Genomic DNA, 16,687 nt, shown 5'->3' with positions numbered 1-16,687 from the left:
TGATCACCGGAAATGCCGGGTTTCGCCGAGTTCTACTCGCAGAAACCGGGCGCTGTCGGTGATCTTGGTCAGGAGCAGCTGGGCGGGCGTCGTCCGCCGACCGCCCGCAGGATCGGGCCATGCGCATCGGCTACCCGGCGATCAACCAGGCGCTCTCCTGCCGCTGTTCGGGCACCTTCCGGCTCGCGTCGTTCAGCGACGAGCGGATGACCGCCACGATCGAGGCCAATCTGGCCTGCCTGGGCCGCGTGCTGGCCTGGAACGTCGAACACCGGCTGACGTTCTTCCGGATCACCTCGAACCTGATCCCGTTCGCCAGCCACCCGGTGGCCCGCGACTACGACTGGCGGGCGCGGTTCGCCGCCGAGCTCGGCGCGCTGGGCGAGTACGTGCGCGCCCACGACCTGCGCATCTCGTTGCACCTCGGCCAGTTCGTGGTGCTGAACTCGCCGACCGAGACGACGTACGCCGCCAGCGTCGCGGAGCTGACCTATCACGCGGAGCTGCTGGAGGCGCTCGGGCTGGACCGCACGCACAAGTTCCAGATCCACCTCGGCGGCCTGCACGGCGACCCCGAGGGCGCCTTCGACGTGTTCGCCCGGCGGTACGCGCAGCTGCCGCAGATCGTGCGCGACCGCCTCGTGATCGAGAACGACGAGCGCACCGCGAGCGTGGCCGACTGCCTGCGACTACACGAGAAGACTGGCATCCCAGTTCTTTTCGACACCTTGCATCACACGGTCAAGAACGCCGGCGAGACCCAGCTGAAGGCGCTGGACGCCGCCCGCGGCACCTGGTCGGCGGCCGACGGGACGCCGATGGTCGACTACTCGACGCAGGACGACGCCAAGCGGGTGGGCGCGCACACGCAGACCCTCGACGTGGAGGACTTCCGCTCATTCGTGCGGCGGCTGCGTGGGCGCGACGTCGACGTGATGCTGGAGATCAAGAACAAGGAGGCCAGCGCGATGCAGGCCCGGGTGGTGCTGGACGAACTCGGGCTGCCCTAACGGGCCCTGTCGCGACGGGTGAACCCGCCGCGCTGGGGCGCCTGCCGGTCCTGCGGCTGGCGCGGGCCGGGACGGCTCATCTGCTGGGTGGTGAGCTGCTGCTCCTCGTCCCACCGGCCGTAGGCGTCGACGATCTCGCCGACCAACCGGTGCCGGACGACGTCCTGGCTGGTCAGGCGCGAGAAGTGGATGTCCTCGATGCCCTCCAGGATGTTCTGCACGACGCGCAGGCCCGACTGGGTGCCGCCGGGCAGGTCGACCTGCGTGACGTCACCGGTCACCACGACCTTCGAGCCGAACCCGAGCCGGGTCAGGAACATCTTCATCTGCTCGGGCGTCGTGTTCTGAGCCTCGTCGAGGATGATGAACGCGTCGTTCAGGGTGCGGCCCCTCATGTACGCGAGGGGGGCGACCTCGATGGTGCCGGCGGCCATCAGCCGCGGGATCGACTCGGGGTCGATCATGTCGTGCAGCGCGTCGTACAGCGGGCGCAGGTACGGGTCGATCTTCTCGGTCAGCGACCCGGGCAGGAAGCCGAGCCGCTCGCCGGCCTCCACCGCGGGTCGGGTCAGGATGATGCGGTTGACCTGCTTGGCCTGCAGCGCCTGCACGGCCTTGGCCATGGCCAGGTACGTCTTGCCGGTACCGGCCGGGCCGATGCCGAAGACCACCGTGTGCTCATCGATCGCGTCGACGTAGCGCTTCTGGTTCAACGTCTTCGGGCGGATCGTGCGGCCGCGGCTGGACAGGATGTTCAGCGTGAGCACCTCGGCCGGGCGCTCCTTGGTCTGCTGCCGCAGCATGCCGATGGACCGCTCGACGGCGTCGGCGGTCAGCACCTGCCCGGCCCCGACCACGGCCAGCAGCTCGTCGATCAGCCGCTCGACGAGGGCCACCTCGCCGAACGGGCCGGTCACGGTGATCTCGTTGCCGCGCACGTGGATGTCGGCGCGGGAGAACGACCGCTCGACCGCGCGGAGCACCTCGTCCCGGGCGCCCAGCAGGGCGACCATGTTGACCTCGGCCGGCACGACGATCCGGTGCACTGCCTCCGCGGACCCCGGGCCGGACAATTCCGGCGTGGCGGGCTGGCGGGTGGAGTTCTTCGGTTCCGTCATGAGGGTCGGGGTCGACCGCCTTCCGGGTCTCGGCTACGCCCAGTTCTGTGGGCGACAACCATGGTAACGACCCAGGTCATCCCGCGGCAGGTCCATTTTTCACCCGGGCAGGTGGTCCATCCGGCCCGCGATCACGTGTCCGTGCACGTGGAAGACGCTCTGACCGGCGTCCGCACCCGTGTTGAAGACCAGCCGGAACTGCCCGCCCGCCTCGGCCTTCGCGATCTCCCCGGCCACGGTGACCAGCTCGTGCAGCAGGGTGTCGTCGGCCTCGGCGAGCGCCACCACGTCGGGGTGGTGGTCGACCGGGACGACCAGGATGTGCACGGGCGCGACCGGGTTGATGTCGCGGAACGCGATCACCCGGTCGCCGGTGTAGACGCGGTCGCTGGGGATCTCCCCGGCGACGATCTTGCAGAAGATGCAGTCCGGATCAGTCACGGACAGCAGCGTAGGGCGCGGTACTGCCCCGGACGACGAGCTCGGGCGGGATGACGATCCGCCCGGGCCGCATCCGGCCGGCGTCGAGTTCCTCGAGCAGGGCGCTGAGGCTGCGGCGCCCGACCTCCTCGAACGGTTGGCGCACGGTGGTCAGCGGCGGGCTGAAGTACTCCGCCTCGGGGATGTCGTCGAAGCCGACCACGCTGATGTCGCCCGGCACGTCGCGACCGTGCTCGCGCAGCGCCCGCAGCACGCCGAGCGCCATCGGGTCGTTGCCGACGAACAGGGCGGTCACGTCGGACATCCGGCTGACGATCTGGCCGACCTCGTACCCGGACCGGGGGCTCCAGTCGCCGCGCAGCAGGGGCGGGACGTCGGCCCCGGCCGCCTGCAGGGCCGCCGTCCAGCCGGTGATCCGGTCCTGCGCCTCGTACCAGTGCTCGGGCCCGGCCACGTGCCAGACGGTGGGGTGCCCCAGGTCGAGCAGGTGCCGGGTCGCCGCGTGCGCACCCGCGGCCTGGTCGACGGCGATCACCGGGAAGGTCGCGTCCAGCGAGCTCTCGACCGCCACCAGCGGCAGGTGCGGGGCGACCGACCCCAGCGACTCGCCGACGGAGGTCAGGGGGGCGACGACGACGATGCCCTCGACGCCCTGCCGTTCCAGCCGCAGCAGGGCCCGCTCGACGGCGTCGCCCTCGCCGCCGCCGACGTTGGCGACGGTGAGGATGTACCCGCGCTCGCGGGCCGCCGCCTCGATCCCGTAGAGCATCGACATCGGTCCGTACAGCGCGCCGCCCACGGTGACCAGGCCCAGCGTCTTCGAGCGGCCCGTGACCAGGGTGCGCGCGGCGGTGTTCGGCCGGTAGCCGAGCTCGTCGATGGCCGCCAGCACCAGCGCCCGGGTCCGGGAACTGACGCTGGCGCTGTCGTTGAGCACGCGCGAGACCGTCTGGTGCGAGACCCCGGCCAGCCGGGCCACGTCGTGCATGCCCGGACGGCGCCGCGCGCGGGCCGCGGGTTCGTCGCCGGCCGCGGCGGTCGGCGAGCTGGTCATGGGGCGGACTCTAGCTCTCGGGGTGGGCGTGGCCCGGCATTAGCGGGCACTGGCCCCCGCCCGCCGCTTGGTCCACACGTCGAAGGCCACGGCCGCCAGCAGCACCAGGCCCTTGACCAGCATGACCCGCTCACTCGGCGACCCGAGCAGGGACATCCCGTTGTTGATCACGCCCATGATCAGGCCACCGGTGATGGCCCCGACCACCCGGCCCACCCCGCCCTGCACCGCGGCGCCCCCGATGAAGGCGGCGGCGATCGCGTCCAGCTCGAAGTTCGTCCCGGCCGTGGGCCCGGCCTGGTTGAGCCGGCCGGCGAAGATGATGCCGGCGACGGCGGCCAGGACGCCCATGTTGACGAAGATCCAGAACGTGACGGACTTGACCTTCACCCCCGACAGCGTGGCCGCGTTGAGGTTGCCGCCGATGGCGTAGATGTGACGGCCGAACACGGCCCGGCTGGTGAGCAGGCTGTACCCGACGGCCAGCACCCCGAGCAGGATGAGCACCCAGGGCAGGTTCTTGAACCGGGCCAGCTGCACGACGACGAACATCATCACGACCGCGGGCGCCGCCACCTTGGCGACGAACAGCGGCAGCGGGTCGACCGGCTGGCCGTAGCCGCGCCGCGCGGCCCGAGCCCGCCACTGCACCCAGAACACGCACAGCACGAGCAGGACGCCGACGATCAGGGTGAACAGGTCCGCGCCGCCGAGCGCGCCGAGCCCGACGTTGCCCAGGTAGCCGGGCAGGAACCCGTTGGCCAGGGAGCGGACGTCGTCGGGGAACGGGCCGATGCCCTGGTTGCCGAGGATGGTCAGCGTGACCGCCCGGAAGATCAGCATCCCGGCCAGGGTGACGATGAACGCGGGGATGCCGAAGTAGGCCACCCAGTAGCCCTGCCAGGCCCCGATGGCCGCCCCCATCAGCAGGGTCGCCGGGATGGCCACCCCCCACGGGACGTCGTGCTCCACCATCAGCACGGCCGAGAACGCGCCGGTGGCCGCGACCACCGAACCGGCCGACAGGTCGATGTGCCCGGCGATGATGATCAGGATCATCCCGATCGCCAGGATCAGGATGTAGCTGTTCTGGACGATGATGTTGGACAGGTTCTGCGCTTCGAGCAGCCCGCCGTCGGTGAGCACCGTGAAGAGCAGGACGATGAGCGCGAAGGCGATGTAGATGCCGCTCTGGCGCAGGTTGCCGGGGACGAACGCGGGGCCGCGACCGGTCGTCGGGCTGGGCGCCGCCGGTGTCGCCGGCGACGGGCCGGCAGCCGATTCGGTGGTGGCCATCGGTCACTCCTGTTCTCGGGTCATGTGGTGCATGAGCAGTTCCTGGGTGGCCGCCTCGCGGGGGACCTCGGCCGTGATCCGGCCGTCGGCCAGGGTGTAGATGCGGTCGCAGATGCCGAGCAGCTCGGGCAGTTCGGAGGAGATCACCAGGACCGCTTTGCCCTGGGCGGCAAGCGAATTGATGATGGTGTAGATCTCGAACTTGGCGCCGACGTCGATCCCGCGGGTCGGCTCGTCGAGGATCAGCACCTCGGGATCGGTGAAGATCCACTTGGAGAGGACGACCTTCTGCTGGTTGCCGCCGCTGAGCTTGCCGGTGATGGCGGAGACGTTGGGCGCCTTGATGTTCAGGCTGCGCCGGAACCCCTCGGCGGTCTCCAGCTCCCGGTGGTCGTCCACCCAGCCGCGACGGGCGAGCTTGCCGAGGCCGGCGGCGGAGACGTTCCGCTTGATGTCGTCGATCAGGTTGAGCCCGTAGCGTTTCCGGTCCTCGGTGACGTAGGCGATGCCGTGTCGGATGGCCTCCTGCACGGAGCGGGCCTGGATCGGGCGCCCACGCAGGTACAGCTGTCCGCTGATGTCGACCCCGTAGCTGCGGCCGAAGACGCTCATCGCCAGTTCCGTGCGGCCCGCGCCCATCAGCCCCGCGAGGCCGACGATCTCGCCGGCCCGCAGGCTGAGCGTGGCGCCGTCCACGAGGACGCGCCCGTGCTGGGTGGGGCTGTGCACGGTCCAGTTCTCGATCCGCAGCACCTCGTCCCCGATGCGCGGCTCACGGGGCGGGTACCGGTGCTCGAGGTCGCGCCCGACCATCAGCGAGATGATCTGCTCCTCGGTGACCGACTCCCGCATGTCCAGGGTGCGGATCGTGCGCCCGTCCCGGATCACCGTGGTCGTGTCGGCGACGGCCGCGATCTCGTTCAGCTTGTGCGAGATGATCACGCACGTGATGCCCTGGTCGCGCAGGCCGCGCAGGAGGTCCAGGAGGTGCGCGGAGTCGTCGTCGTTCAGCGCCGCCGTCGGCTCGTCCAGGATCAGCAGGCGGACCCGCTTGGCCAGCGCCTTGGCGATCTCCACCAGCTGCTGCTTGCCGACGCCGAGGTCGACGATCTTCGTGGTGGGGTTCTCGTCGAGCCCCACCCGGGCCAGCAGGCGGGCCGCCCGGTCGTTCGTGGCGTCCCAGTCGATCAGCCCGAAGCGCGACGTCTCGTTGCCGAGGAAGATGTTCTCGGCGATGGACAGCTCGGGGCACAGCGCGAGCTCCTGGTGGATGATCACGATGCCCCGCCGCTCGCTGTCGCGGATGTCCGCGAACCGGCAGCCCTCGCCGTCGAAGACGATGTCGCCCTCGTAGTCGCCGTAGGGGTGGACGCCGGACAGGACCTTCATCAGCGTCGACTTCCCGGCGCCGTTCTCCCCGCAGATGGCGTGGATCTCCCCCTCCCGGACCGTCAGGTTGACGTCCTGGAGGGCCTGCACGCCGGGGAAGGACTTGCCGATGCCGCGCATCCGCAGGATGGGTTCGGGCACGGTCGGCCTCCTCTCTCACTCGGGCTCTCTCACCCGGGACACGAACGCCGGTTGGGGCTGGGGGTGGGGTGGAGGTGACGGGCGCAAGGGGGCGCAAGCGCCCGCCACCTCCGGTTCAGGGGACGGTCAGGACAGGTCGTCCTCCGTGTAGTACCCGGAGTCGACCAGGACCTCCTTGTAGTTGGACTTGTTCACGATCACCGGGTCGAGAAGGTATGAGGGCACGACCTTCTCGCCGTTGTCGTAGTCCTTGGTGTTGTTGACCTCGGGGGTCTTGCCGTTGAGCACGGCGTCGCTCATCGAGACCGCGACGTCGGCCAGCTTGCGGGTGTCCTTGAAGATCGTGGAGTACTGCTCACCCGCGATGATCGACTTCACCGAGGCCTGCTCGGCGTCCTGCCCGGTCACGACCGGGTAGGGGCGCCCGGAGGTCCCGTAGCCGTTGCTCTTCAGCGCCGACAGGATGCCGATGCTCAGACCGTCGTACGGCGAGAGCACCCCCTGCACCGTCGCGTCGCGGTAGCTCTTGGTGAGCAGGTCCTCCATCCGCTTCTGGGCTGTTCCCGGGTCCCACCGCAGGATGGCGACCGTCTTGAAGGCCTTCTCACCGCTCTTGATCTTCAGCGTGCCGTTGTCGAGGTACGGCTTGAGCGTGTCCATCGCCCCGTTGAAGAAGAAGGTGGCGTTGTTGTCGTCGGGCGAGCCCGCGAAGACCTCGATGTTGAAGGGCCCCTTCTTCGACCCCTCGCTGCCGTCCTCGTTCTTGACGCCCAGACCGACCAGCAGCGACGTGGCCTGCTCGACGCCGACCTTGTAGTTGTCGAAGCTGGCGTAGTAGTCGACGTTCGGGCTGTTGCGAATGAGCCGGTCGTAGGAGATGACCTTGATGCCCTTGTCGGCGGCCTCCTGCAGCTGGTTGGTCAGGGCCGTGCCGTCGATCGCGGCGACGACCAGAACCTTGGCCCCGCGGGTGATCTGGTTCTCCAGCTGGTTCACCTGGGTCGGGATGTCGTTCTCCGCGTACTCGAGATCGACCTTGTACCCGAGCTTCTCGAGACCCGCCTTGACGTTGTTGCCGTCGGCGATCCACCGCTCGGACGACTTCGTGGGCATGGTGACCCCGATCAGGGACCCCTTGACCGAGCCGCCGGTGTCCGTCTGCCCGGCCGTCTTCTCGCTGGAGCCGCAGGCGGCCATGGTGAGACTCACGGCCAGGCCGAGGGCCAGGCCGGTGAGTCGGATGCTTCGTCGCATTCTGTCCTCCTGGTGGGCGACGGCTCCTCGGCCGCCGGTGTGTGGTGCAGGGATGGATCGGGATGGTTCGGGTGGTGCGCTCAGAGGCCCTGGGCCAGGCGGTGGTACGCCTGGTTCCAGCGCAGTTCTCGGGTGAACCGCCGGACGTCGGTGCCGGCGTCGATCAGGGCCAGTTCGGTGCGCAGCATCTCGGCGAGGTCGTCCAGGTGCTGCGCGGTCAGGGCCCGGGACAGCACCGTGTGGTGCGGGCCCCCGGCGGTGAGCCAGGCCTCGGCCGACGTGGCGAGGTCGGGCGCCGGGCGCCAGACGGCCCGCGCGACCGGCAGCGCCGGCAACGGCTCGGGCGGGGTGACGACCTCGATCTCGTTGGCCACGAACCGGAACCGCTCGCCCAGGTCGGCCAGCCCGAGGACGACGGCCGGGCCCGGGTCCGCGTCGAAGACCAGCCGGACCGGGTCCTCACGGGCCCCGATGCCCAACGGGTGGATCTCCACCCGGGGGCGCCCCGCCGCGATGGACGGGCAGACCTCCAGCATGTGCGCCCCGAGGACCAGCTCCTCGCCCGGGACCAGGTGGTAGGTGTAGTCCTCCATGAACGAGGTGCCGCCGGGCAGCCCCTCGGCCATCGCCTTCAGCGTGTGCAGGAGGACCGCGGTCTTCCAGTCCCCCTCGCCGCCGAAGCCGTAGCCGTCGGCCATCAGCCGCTGCACGCCGAGACCGGGCAGCTGGCGCAGCGCGCCCAGGTCCTCGAAGTTCGTCGTGAACGCCCCGAAGCCACCCTCGGTGAGGAACGTCCGCAGGCCCAGCTCGATCCGTGCGCCGTAGCGCAGCGACTCGTGCCGTTCTCCGCCGGTCCGCAGCTCATCGGCCACGTCGTAGACGTCCTGGTACTCCTTGACCAGTTCCGTCACCGCCGCGTCGTCGGTGGCGTGCACGGCGTCGGCCAGCGCGTTGACGCCGTAGCCGTTCACGGAGACGCCGAACCGGCGCTCGGCCTCGACCTTGTCCCCCTCGGTGACGGCGACGTCGCGCATGTTGTCGCCGAACCGGGCGACCCGCAGGTGGCGCAGGGCGTGCCGGCCGAGGGCCGCCCGGGCCCACACCCCGACGCGTTCGGCCGTGCGCGGCTGGGCCACGTGACCCACCACGGTGGTCCGCGCGACCCCGAGCCGGGCCTGCACGTACCCGAACTCGCGGTCGCCGTGGGCCGCCTGGTTGAGGTTCATGAAGTCCATGTCGATGGACTGCCAGGGCAGCGCCTCGTTGGCCTGCGTGTGCAGGTGCAGCAGCGGCTTGTCCAGGACGTCGAGCCCCGAGATCCACATCTTCGCGGGCGAGAACGTGTGCATCCAGGCGATCAGGCCGACGCACGAGTCGTCGGCGTTGGCCTCCAGCATGATCCGGCGGATCGAGCTGCTGTCCGTGAGCACCGGCCGGGCCACCACGGCGACGGGCAGGTGCGTCGAGGCGCCCAACGTGGCCGCGATCGATCGGGCGTGCTCCGCGACCTGGTCGAGGACGTCGTCCCCGTACAGCCCCTGGCTGCCGGTGAGGAACCAGACGGTGAGCGGCTCGGTGCGGTTCATGGCGTTCCTCTGCTCGCGACGGTGCTGAGTAGGGCGGGTGGTCACTGGCCGTAGACGTTCTGGTAGCGGTCGAAGAGACGGTCGACGTCGGCGCCGGACAACCGGTCGACGGGCCCGAGCTGCCGGGCCAGGTGCACCGTGCGGGCCACCTCTTCGAGCATCACCGCGGCCTTGACGGCGGCGCGGGCGTCGGGCCCGACCGTGAACGGCCCGTGGTGGGCCATGAGGACGGCGGGTGAGCGGCTGCCGGCCAGCGTCTCGACGATCCCGCGGCCGATGGAGTCGTCGCCGATCAGCGCGAAGGGCCCGACCGGGATGTCGCCGCCGAACTCGTCGGCGATCATCGTGAGCACGCACGGGATGGGTTCGCGGCGGGCGGACCAGGCGGTCGCGTACGGCGAGTGCGTGTGCACGACGCCGCCGATGTCGGGCCGCTGCCGGTAGACGTGGACGTGCGCGGCCGTGTCGGACGAGGGTGCGCGCTCCCCGTCGACGAGCCGCCCGTCCAGATCGACCACGACCATCGCGGCGGCGTCCAGCTCGTCGTAGCCGACCCCGGACGGTTTGATGACGGCCAGTTCGCGGCCGGGCACGCGGGCCGAGACGTTGCCCGCCGTCCAGACCACGAGCCCGTAGCGGGGTAGTTCCGCGTGCAGCCGGGCCACCTCGGCCCGCAGCCCGGCGACGGTCTCCCGGATCTCGGCGGTGATGGTCACGGGGCGCTCCCCTCCAGGACGGGCGCCGCGCTCGCGCTGCGCACCCGGCGGCGCAGGTCGGTCAGGCGGCGCATGACGTCGTTGCCCCCGGCCGCCTCGCCCCGCCCGAAGTAGTCGTGCAGCCGGGCGTATTCGCGGTACAGGACGTCGTAGACCTCGACCGCCCCGGGGTCGGGCAGGTAGGCGTGCCGCACGACGCGACCCATCGCCGCGGCGGCGGCCCGCACGTCGGGGTAGGCGCCGGCCGCGACGGCGGCGTGGATGGCCGAGCCGAGCGCCGGCCCCTGCTCGGAGTCGAGCACGCTCAGCGGCAGGCCGGTGACGTCGGCGTAGATCTGCATCAGCATCCGGTTCTTCAGCAGGCCCCCCGCGACGATCAGCTCGTCGACGGGAACCCCAGCGGCGCCGAAGGTCTCGACGATCATCCGGGTGCCGAACGCGGTGGCCTCCAGCAGGGCGCGGTACACCTCCTCGGGCCGGGTGGCCAGGGTGGTGCCGAGGACGAGACCGCTGAGGTCGTGGTCGACGAGGACCGACCGGTTGCCGCTGTGCCAGTCGAGGGCGACGAGACCGTGCGCGCCGACGGGTTGCGCGGCGGCCAATTCGGTCAGGTACTCGTGCGGGTCGAGCCCGCGCGCCGCGGCGGCCTCCCGGTACGCCGGGGGCAGACCGGACTCCACGAACCAGGCGAAGATGTCGCCCACCCCGCTCTGCCCGGCCTCGTACCCCCAGAGGCCGTCGACGATGCCGCCGTCCACCACACCGCACATGCCCGGCACCTCGGCGAGGTGGTCCGAACTCATCACGTGACACGTCGACGTGCCCATGATGGCCACCATCTGACCCGGCGAGACCGCCTGGGCCGCAGGGGCTGTGACGTGCGCGTCGACGTTGCCCACGGCGACGGCGATGCCTTCGTGCAGGCCGGTCCAGGCCGCGGCCTCGGCGCTCAGCCCACCGGCCCGCTCCCCCAGCCGACCGATGGTTTGCTCCACCTTGTCGGTGAAGAACCCGCCGAAGCCGGGGCTCAACGCCTCCAGGAACTCGGCTGAGGGGTAGGCGCCGTCCTGGCGGACGGCCTTGTAGCCGGCCGTGCAGGCGTTGCTCACGTAGACGCCGCTCAGCTGCCAGACGATCCAGTCGGCGGCCTCGACCCAGTGCGCCGTCGCGTCGTAGACCTCGCGGTCCTCCTCGAACAGCTGCAGGCCCTTGGCCAGTTCCCACTCGGAGCTGAGCTTGCCGCCGTAGCGCGCGATCCACGGCTCCGCGCGCTCGTGGGCCAGCGCGTTGATCCGGTCGGCGTGCGGCTGGGCGGCGTGGTGCTTCCACAGCTTCACGTAGGCGTGCGGGCGGTCCGTGAGATCGGGCAGCTCGCACAGCGGGGTGCCCTCGGCGGTGGTGGGCAGGACGGTGCAGGCCGTGAAGTCGGTGGCGACGCCGATGACGTCGGCGGGGTCGGCCCCGGCGGCGGCCAGCGCGGCGGGGACGGCGTGCCGCAGCACGTCGACGTAGTCCTGCGGCACCTGCAGCGCCCAGTCCGGGCCGAGCGGGACGCCGGAGGGCAGCGCCCGCTCCAGCACACCGTGCCCGTAGGGGTGCACCGCGCTGCCGAGCTCGACACCGTCGGCCACCCGCACGACCGAGGCGCGACCGGAGAGGGTGCCGTAATCGATCCCGACGACGAGCGCCCCGGCGGCGGCGCGGTGCACAGGTTCGGTCGTCATCCCGTCTCCCTTGACAGTGGCGTGTGAACGTTCACAGCACGGTGAGGCGAGAGTGGGCTACCGACCGGGGTCGTGTCAAGAGATCTATTGCCGCAGGCAGAACGGCACTAGTGGGACAAAGGTTCGATCCTCAATCACTCGCCCATACGTTACGGATCTGTTACCTCAGGTCGTTGACCGTCCGCCTTGTTACCGTTCACACTCCCTGCAAGTGACTGCGGTCACAGGGACGTCCGACGGGCGTTGAAGTCTCGATCAAGGGAGATGGGGAAATTGCGCAAACGGATGCTCACCGCGCTCGCGGGCGTGGTCGCGGTCACCGGCCTGCTGTCGGCCTGCGGCGGCGGCAGCGGCGGTTCGACCGGTTCCGGAGGTTCCGGCGGCGACAAGATCACGATGGGCTTCGCCCAGGTCGGTGCCGAGAGCGGCTGGCGCACGGCCAACACCAAGTCCATCCAGGAGTCGGCCACCAGCGCCGGTATCACGCTGAAGTTCTCGGACGCGCAGCAGAAGCAGGCCAACCAGATCCAGGCGATCCGGTCCTACATCCAGCAGCGGGTCGACGTCATCGCCTTCTCCCCCGTCGTGGAGTCGGGCTGGGACCCGGTGCTGCAGGAGGCCAAGGCCGCCAAGATCCCGGTGATCCTCACCGACCGGGCGGTCGACTCCAAGGACACCTCGCTCTACGCCACCTTCCTCGGCTCCGACTTCATCAAGGAGGGCGAGAAGGCCGGCGAGTGGCTGGTGAAGGACGCGGGCTCCAAGCCCACCAACGTCGTGGAGATCAGCGGGACGACGGGTTCCGCCCCGGCGCTCGACCGGGCCGAGGGCTTCCGCAACGCCACCAAGGCGAGCCCGAACATCAAGATCATCGCGTCCCAGACCGGTGACTTCACCCGCGCCGGCGGCAAGCAGGTGATGGAGGCGTTCCTGAAGGCCCACAAGGACATCGACGTGCTGTACGCGCACAACGACGACGAGGGTCTGGGGGCCATCGAGGCGATCAAGGCGGCCGGCCTGACGCCCGGCAAGGACATCAAGATCATCACGGTGGACGCGGTCCACGACGGCATGCAGGCCCTGGCCGACGGCGAGATCAACTACATCGTCGAGTGCAACCCCCTGCTCGGGCCGCAACTGATGGACCTGGCCAAGCAGGTGGTCGACGGGCAGAGCATCCCGAAGCGCGTCGAGACCAAGGAGACGACCTTCGACCAGGCTCAGGCCAAGGAGGCCCTCCCCAGCCGGCAGTACTGAGGTCACACTCGAAGGTGGCCGCATCCGCTCGGCGGGTGCGGCCACCGCCGACGGCTCGACGACGAGCGCGAGGAGCAGCATGGACGACGACAGGGACGACGACGGCGACGCCCAGGCCGTCCTCACCATGCGCGGGGTGCGCAAGACCTTCCCCGGCGTAACGGCCCTCGACGGGGTCGACTTCCGCCTCCTCCCCGGCGAGGTGCACGCCCTGATGGGCGAGAACGGCGCCGGGAAGTCGACCCTGATCAAGGTGCTCACCGGCGTCCACCGCCGCGACGGCGGCACGGTCCGCCTCGACGGCGCCGACCTCGAGGTCACCAGCCCGCAGGAGGCGCAGGCCGCGGGCATCAGCACCGTCTACCAGGAGGTCAATCTCTGCCCCAACCTGTCGGTGGCGGAGAACCTCTTCATCGGCCGCGAACCCCGCCGGTTCGGCCGCATCCAGTGGGGCGAGATGCGGCGCCGCACCCGCGATCTGCTCGCCCGCCTCGACCTCGACCTCGACCCCGGCTCGGCCCTGAGCAGCCACTCGATCGCGGTCCAGCAGCTCGTGGCGATCGCCCGGGCCATCGACGTCTCGGCCCGGGTGCTGGTCCTCGACGAACCCACCTCCAGCCTCGACGCCGAGGAGGTGCAGCAGCTGTTCCGCGTCGTCCGGCAGCTGCGCGACGAGGGGGTGGCGGTCCTGTTCGTCTCCCACTTCCTCGACCAGGTCTACGAGATCGCCGACCGGATGACGGTGCTGCGCAACGGGAAGCTGGTCGGCGAGTACCGCACCGCTGAGCTCAGCCAGGTCCAGCTGGTCACGCTGATGATCGGCAAGGAGCTCGAGGTCCTCGAGGAGCTGGAGGAGCAGCCGGTGCGCGACCCCGAGGAGTTGCGGTCCCGGCCGGTGGTCACGCGGGCGCACGGCCTCGGTCGCACCGGCTCCGTCGAACCGCTCGACCTCACCCTGCACTCCGGCGAGGTGCTCGGCCTGGCCGGGCTGCTCGGCTCGGGACGCACGGAGACCGTGCGCCTCCTGTTCGGGGCCGATCGGGCCGACTCCGGTGACCTCGAGGTGAACGGGACGCCGGGGCTGATGCGCTCCCCGGTGGCGGCGATCCGGCACGGCATGGCCTTCTGCCCCGAGGACCGCAAGGTCGACGGCATCCTCGCCGAGCTCAGCGTGCGGGAGAATGTCGTCCTGGCCATGCAGGCCGCGCGTGGCTGGATGCGGCCCATCCCCCGCCGCCGCCAGGACGCCGTGGCGCGCAAGTACATCGAGGCCCTGGACATCCGGCCCGCCGACCCCGAGATGCCCGCGGGCCACCTCAGCGGCGGCAACCAGCAGAAGGTGCTGCTGGCGCGCTGGCTGGCCACCGAGCCGACCATCCTCATCCTCGACGAGCCGACCCGGGGCATCGACGTCGGCGCCAAGGCCGAGATCCAGCAGCTCGTCGCCGGCCTGTCCCGCGACGGGATGGCCGTGCTGTTCATCTCCGCCGAACTCGAGGAGGTCCTGCGGCTGGCGGACACGGTGGCCGTGCTGCGCGACCGCACCCTCGTGGCCCAGCTCGACAACACCGACCTGACCCAGGAGACCGTGATGGAGCTGATCGCGAGCGGGGCCCCCGCATGAACGCCCTCCAGGCCGTGACCCGGCACCGGCTCTTCTGGCCGGTCGTCGTCCTGCTCCTGCTGCTGGCCTCGAACCTGTTCTTCACCCCCGGCTTCTTCTCGGTCGAGGTCCGCCAGGGTCACCTGTACGGCAGCCTGATCGACATCCTCCGGCTGGGCGCCCCGCTGATGCTGGTCGGCATCGGCATGACCCTGGTGATCGCCACGGGCGGCATCGATCTGTCCGTCGGGTCGGTCGTGGCCATCGCGGGTGCGCTGGCCTGCCTGCAGATCTCGAAGCTCGGCGACCAGAACGCGCTCGGCGGAGTCCTGTTCGCCCTGTTGGCCGCGCTCGCCCTCGGCGTGGCGCTCGGGCTGTGGAACGGCTTCCTGGTGGCGGTGCTGGGCATCCAGCCGATCATCGCGACCCTGATCCTGATGGTGGCCGGGCGCGGCATCGCGCAACTGATCACGGACGGGCAGATCATCACCGTGAACTCGTCGCCCTACGCGCAGCTGGGGGCCGGGTACTGGCTCGGGCTGCCCGTCGCCATCCTCGTCGCACTGGCCGTCTTCGCGGTCTCGGCGGTGCTGGTGCGGCGCTCGGCCCTGGGGCTGCTGATCGAGGCGGTCGGCGGCAACGCCGCGGCAAGCCGGCTGTCGGGGGTCCGCTCTCGGCGCATCGTCTGGTTGGCCTACACCTTCTGCGCCCTCACGGCCGCCGCCGCGGGCCTGATGATCAGCTCCAACGTGCACAGCGCCGACGGCAACAACGCGGGGCTGTGGATCGAGCTCGACGCCATCCTGGCGGTCGTGATCGGCGGCACGTCGCTGACCGGCGGCCGGTTCTCGCTGGCCGGGACGGTGATCGGCGCCCTGATGATCCAGACGCTGACCACGACCATCCTCACCATCGGGGTGCCGCAGGAGGTCACGCTGCTGGTCAAGGCGCTCGTGGTGACGGCCATCTGCCTGCTGCAGTCGCCGGCCTTCCGGAGCCGGCTGCGCCGGCGACGACGCGAACCGTCGACGCCGCCCCGCGCCGAGCGGCCGACCACGCGGGAGAAGGTGACCGCATGAGCACGGCGACGACCGCGCCCGAGGCGCCCGGCGTCGTCCGGTCGGCACTGGCCTACCGGCCGCACCCGCGGCACGTCCCGGTGCTGGCCACCCTGGCCCTGCTCGTGGCCATGTGGTCGGCGGGAGCCCTGCGGTACGAGAACTTCTCGCACCCGCAGGTCCTGCTCGACGTGTTCATCAACAACGGCTTCCTGCTCGTGGTCGGCGTCGGGATGACGTTCGTCATCCTGACCGGCGGCATCGACCTGTCCGTCGGGTCGGTCGTCGCGCTGACCACCGTGCTGTCGGCCAGCCTGCTCGAGAAGCAGCACTGGAACCCGCTTCTCGTGATCGCGACCGTGCTGCTGGTCGGCACGGTGCTCGGGGCGGCGATGGGCACGATGATCCACGTCTTCGACGTGCAGCCCTTCATCGCCACCCTGGCCGGGATGTTCCTGGCCCGCGGGCTCTGCTACGTGATCAGCCTCGAGTCGATCCCGATCGACGACAAGCTGTTCACCGCCCTGGCCACGAAACGCATCCCGCTGGGGGGCGACCTGTCCGTCACCTGGAGCGTGGTGATCGCGCTGGCCACCGTGGCCGTCGCGGCCTACGTGTTGCACCAGACCCGGTTCGGGCGCACGGTCTACGCGATCGGCGGCAACCAGCAGTCGGCCCTGCTGATGGGCCTGGCCGTGGGGCGCACCAAGATCGCGGTGTACGCGATCAGCGGCCTCTGCTCGGCCCTGGGCGGCGTGCTGATGGCCTTCTACACGCTGTCGGGGTACTCGCTGAACGCCGTCGGCATGGAGCTCGACGCCATCGCGGCGGTGGTGATCGGCGGGACGCTGCTGACCGGCGGGGTCGGCTACGTGTTCGGCACGGTGCTCGGCGTGCTGGTCCTGGGCCTGATCCAGACGCTGATCGCCTTCGACGGGACGCTCAGCTCGTGGTGGACCCGGATGTTCGTGGGCGCCATCCTCTTCGTGTTCGTGCTGCTGCAGCGGGCCGTGACCACTCGCGGCGACACCCGCTGACCC

14 protein-coding genes are annotated in these 16,687 nt (G+C 70.5%); 5 read left to right on the top strand and 9 right to left on the bottom strand.

Annotation, left to right across the window (positions count from 1 at the left end; genetic code table 11):
- Positions 1 to 119 precede the first annotated feature (119 nt).
- Positions 120 to 1,010 (top strand): UV DNA damage repair endonuclease UvsE, encoded by an 891-nt coding sequence (gene uvsE / locus ACIB24_RS08685; protein ID WP_398278171.1) that lies wholly within the window; start codon positions 120 to 122, stop codon positions 1,008 to 1,010.
- Here uvsE and ACIB24_RS08680 read toward each other — a convergent pair.
- From ACIB24_RS08680 to araB, 9 genes are all read right to left on the bottom strand, one after another.
- Positions 1,007 to 2,128 carry a PhoH family protein gene (locus tag ACIB24_RS08680; protein WP_398278168.1) on the bottom strand — a complete coding sequence of 374 codons (1,122 nt, stop codon included), beginning with the start codon at positions 2,126 to 2,128 and terminating at the stop codon, positions 1,007 to 1,009. The two genes, uvsE and ACIB24_RS08680, sit on opposite strands and share 4 nt — an antisense overlap.
- Positions 2,129 to 2,227: 99 nt before the next feature.
- Entirely contained in the window at positions 2,228 to 2,569 is a 342-nt protein-coding gene (locus ACIB24_RS08675) for a histidine triad nucleotide-binding protein (protein ID WP_398278165.1), read from the bottom strand.
- Positions 2,562 to 3,623, bottom strand: a complete 1,062-nt coding sequence (locus tag ACIB24_RS08670; protein ID WP_398278162.1) for a LacI family DNA-binding transcriptional regulator — start codon at positions 3,621 to 3,623, stop codon at positions 2,562 to 2,564. Before ACIB24_RS08670 ends, ACIB24_RS08675 begins: the two co-directional genes overlap by 8 nt.
- Positions 3,624 to 3,662: 39 nt before the next feature.
- The gene (gene mmsB / locus ACIB24_RS08665) at positions 3,663 to 4,919 is read right to left on the bottom strand and encodes a multiple monosaccharide ABC transporter permease (RefSeq protein WP_398278159.1); all 1,257 of its coding nucleotides are present in this window, start codon (positions 4,917 to 4,919) and stop codon (positions 3,663 to 3,665) included.
- 3 nt (positions 4,920 to 4,922) lie between these two features.
- Positions 4,923 to 6,428, bottom strand: a complete 1,506-nt coding sequence (gene mmsA, locus ACIB24_RS08660) for a multiple monosaccharide ABC transporter ATP-binding protein (RefSeq protein ID WP_398278798.1) — start codon at positions 6,426 to 6,428, stop codon at positions 4,923 to 4,925.
- 147 nt (positions 6,429 to 6,575) lie between these two features.
- A complete protein-coding gene (chvE, locus tag ACIB24_RS08655) occupies positions 6,576 to 7,703 on the bottom strand; it encodes a multiple monosaccharide ABC transporter substrate-binding protein (protein WP_398278156.1) in 1,128 nt (375 codons plus the stop codon).
- A gap of 80 nt (positions 7,704 to 7,783) precedes the next feature.
- Positions 7,784 to 9,289: an L-arabinose isomerase gene (gene araA, locus ACIB24_RS08650; protein ID WP_398278153.1), complete on the bottom strand. Its 1,506-nt coding sequence runs from the start codon at positions 9,287 to 9,289 to the stop codon at positions 7,784 to 7,786.
- Positions 9,290 to 9,330: 41 nt separating this feature from the next.
- Positions 9,331 to 10,005 carry an L-ribulose-5-phosphate 4-epimerase gene (locus tag ACIB24_RS08645; protein ID WP_398278150.1) on the bottom strand — a complete coding sequence of 225 codons (675 nt, stop codon included), beginning with the start codon at positions 10,003 to 10,005 and terminating at the stop codon, positions 9,331 to 9,333.
- Positions 10,002 to 11,729 carry a ribulokinase gene (araB, locus tag ACIB24_RS08640; protein WP_398278147.1) on the bottom strand — a complete coding sequence of 576 codons (1,728 nt, stop codon included), beginning with the start codon at positions 11,727 to 11,729 and terminating at the stop codon, positions 10,002 to 10,004. Before araB ends, ACIB24_RS08645 begins: the two co-directional genes overlap by 4 nt.
- 264 nt (positions 11,730 to 11,993) lie before the next feature.
- Between araB and ACIB24_RS08635 the strand changes: the two genes are divergently transcribed.
- The 4 genes from ACIB24_RS08635 (at position 11,994) to yjfF (ending at position 16,684) form a co-directional block, all read left to right on the top strand.
- Complete coding sequence (locus ACIB24_RS08635; protein WP_398278144.1) at positions 11,994 to 12,986, top strand: ABC transporter substrate-binding protein; 993 nt, start codon at positions 11,994 to 11,996, stop codon at positions 12,984 to 12,986.
- A 79-nt stretch (positions 12,987 to 13,065) separates the two neighbouring features.
- On the top strand, positions 13,066 to 14,610 hold the full coding sequence (locus ACIB24_RS08630) for a sugar ABC transporter ATP-binding protein (RefSeq protein ID WP_398278141.1): 1,545 nt from the start codon (positions 13,066 to 13,068) through the stop codon (positions 14,608 to 14,610).
- Positions 14,607 to 15,668 carry an ABC transporter permease gene (locus ACIB24_RS08625; protein ID WP_398278138.1) on the top strand — a complete coding sequence of 354 codons (1,062 nt, stop codon included), beginning with the start codon at positions 14,607 to 14,609 and terminating at the stop codon, positions 15,666 to 15,668. The genes ACIB24_RS08630 and ACIB24_RS08625 overlap by 4 nt, the downstream gene beginning before the upstream one ends.
- Positions 15,665 to 16,684: a galactofuranose ABC transporter, permease protein YjfF gene (gene yjfF / locus ACIB24_RS08620; RefSeq protein ID WP_398278135.1), complete on the top strand. Its 1,020-nt coding sequence runs from the start codon at positions 15,665 to 15,667 to the stop codon at positions 16,682 to 16,684. Before ACIB24_RS08625 ends, yjfF begins: the two co-directional genes overlap by 4 nt.
- Positions 16,685 to 16,687 lie beyond the last annotated feature (3 nt).

The organism is Spongisporangium articulatum (assembly GCF_044465595.1).
Lineage (GTDB): Bacteria > Actinomycetota > Actinomycetes > Actinomycetales > Kineosporiaceae > Spongisporangium > Spongisporangium articulatum.
Note: the sequence above shows the minus strand (reverse complement) of the source record. Positions and strands in the feature narration are given on the sequence as shown.